Genomic DNA, 2,524 nt, shown 5'->3' with positions numbered 1-2,524 from the left:
ACAAAATCAACTTTATGTGATTTGCTTACCCAGAGAGCGATTCAGGCATATTTGAGGAGAATTGGCCATCTCAATTGTTAAGCAAAAATCGACCAAATGTGAATATTTCGTAACTATTCTGATTGACTGGTATCACTTGAACCCGCATTTCTCACAAACTGAATTAAGAACCTAATTTGGAGGTTAAAAGTTGGTGTTTTTCAAAAATAAGAGAAACCCGCTTAGTTATCAAGGAATAATCTGACTAAACTAATCAAAAAATTCCTGAATTACTGGAAAAATTCCGTCAATTAGGGAAAATGTTCACGACAAAGTTAGCTGAATTTATAAGCAGCCATTTTTAAGACTATTTAATGATCTTTGAAAACTCTTCAACTTATCCAGTTCCCGCTATCGCTTGAATTCTAGAGTAAGCTATCGCTAAAATATCTTGATAGGGACAAGAACTGGCAATTGCGATTAAAATTCTTCTGACACTAACAGTAATTCTAGCTCCTAATTTAAGGAAATTAAGGCGAATTGTTCCCACTGTCGCTTTGGCAAAAGAAGTTTTAGCCAAACAATTTTGACGAAAAGCTTGCATTAAAACATAAGCCATTGATGACAACCAAAGTCTTAATTGATTACTCTCAAATGTCTGTGTCGAAGTCCGGTCAGCAAATAAGTCTAATTGTTGCTCTTTAATTCGATTTTCCATCTCCCCTCTGGGGCAATATTTTTCAGTGTAAAGTTTAGATGGGGGAATCTTTGATGCAGGTAAAGAAGTCACAACGTGGCGAATTTTTACGCCCTCACTACCAGGACAAACTTTTGTCACCACTCTTCTTGAACGGCTCCAGGATTTTTGGGTTTGATAACATAGGGAACGATACCAAGTCGATTCTGGTACCAATTTCGCCAATTCTCCTAACTCTTCATCGGGAGAAAATAACGTCTCCATTAATTCAGTAACTGGCTGAAGTCTTTGCTCGTAATCTGCCTTAGCTTTCTCAATTACATCGGTCGCTCGTAATTTTAATTGACTATTCGTTGCCATTGCTAAAACATAATCAACTCCTGCTTGACTTTCGCAAAATTTCATGATATCTTCACGGGAATAGGCACTATCTCCTCGTACTAATATCTGCGTATCTGACCATTTTTCTCGAATTATACCGATTATTCGCTGCAATTCTTCTAATGCTCCCCCAGCAGGCTCTACATTAGAAGACCGGAGTTTAGCTACTAATAAATGATGCTCACAGAAAATATACAAAGGAGCATAACACACTCCTTTATAATAAGTATTGAAAAACGCTCCCTCTTGATTTCCATGCACTGGGTCATCGGTGACATCCATGTCTAAAATAATTTGTTTCGGTGGCTTTTTGTAGGATTCTAGAAAGATGTCCACAAAAGCTTTTTCAATTTCTTTGGGGTTAGGCTCGATTTTATGGTAACGACTGTTCTCTTGATTGATGACTGTTTCCGGACAATATTCTAGTCGATTAATTGTACTTTTTCCCGCTAAATTTGCTTGGGCTGAGTCAATAAAATTTAGTTTTTTCAATGCTATTGCTAAAGCTGGATCATGACGTAATTTATCATGATCATTGACATCCTCATATCCCAAAACTATCCCATAAACTCTTTGTGCGAGTAGTTCATGAACTGAATAATCTAGATATGATGAATTTCGATAATCTCGAAAACATTCGGCAAACCGAGCCGTTATTTTTAGCTTTTGGTCTAACTCTGCCATCAAAATAATTCCTGCATCTGAGGTGATTTTTCCTCCCTCAAAATTAGCGATTACTTGTCTTCCATTGAGTTTTCCAAAATTTAATTGATTGAGTGGAGACTGGTCTGAACTAGGAGTCATAAACTTGACATACTTTAAATAGTTTTAATCATTAAATTATCGCAAGCTTTTGACTTCATTCTCTACTTAAAATTGAGACTTTATCAACTAATTAACCTAAAAATACGCATTTTAAATTTGTTCTTTTTTCAAGGTCTAATTGATGATGAGCTTAAGTTGAATCCTAACAACACACTGTCGTTTTTGCTACAAGGCGATCACCCAGTCAAAACCCAGATTTTGTAAGGCTTCGGGGGTTAGTGATCGTACTTTTTGTGAGAAATGCGGGTTGAAATGCCCACACAGCAAGCGGTTCACAAAATTGGCTAATTGTCAATAGCGTTTGAGATGCTCTCACCCTGCTAAATCCGGTTATTAAAAACCGATTATTTATTACCTCTTTTCCCTTTTGCCTCTTGCATGAGTGCCTTATCTCAACAAGCAATTTAAATGCGCGGGCAGCTTACCTTTCGAGAAAAAATTTTTTTGCACAGGGAGTCCTTACAATAGAAAAGGGAACACACAACCAAATTGCTGGTATTTTTCCTCTGGGCATGGTGGCGCAGTTTATAGAATTTAGCTGGAATTTATGAATCATTTTCTGCATTCTTTCACTGTTTTTCCTGATTCTGCCCGAAAATCTCGCTCTTACTCCCTGGGTAAACTGCGACGACCCTTAATCTT

1 protein-coding gene is annotated in these 2,524 nt (G+C 37.2%); it reads right to left on the bottom strand.

Annotation, left to right across the window (positions count from 1 at the left end; all coding sequences use genetic code 11):
* Positions 1 to 376: 376 nt before the first annotated feature.
* Entirely contained in the window at positions 377 to 1,861 is a 1,485-nt protein-coding gene (locus tag O9290_RS26620; RefSeq protein WP_288056633.1) for an IS1380 family transposase, read from the bottom strand.
* Positions 1,862 to 2,524 lie beyond the last annotated feature (663 nt).

Origin of the sequence: Microcystis sp. LE19-41.2A (assembly GCF_027530405.1) — a bacterium.
Lineage (GTDB): Bacteria > Cyanobacteriota > Cyanobacteriia > Cyanobacteriales > Microcystaceae > Microcystis > Microcystis aeruginosa.
Note: the sequence above shows the minus strand (reverse complement) of the source record. Positions and strands in the feature narration are given on the sequence as shown.

What these genes read in the sequence shown, in the direction of transcription:
- O9290_RS26620 (WP_288056633.1), bottom strand. Translation starts at nt 1,861, where the DNA reads ATGACTCCTAGTTCAGACCAGTCTCCACTCAATCAATTAAATTTTGGA.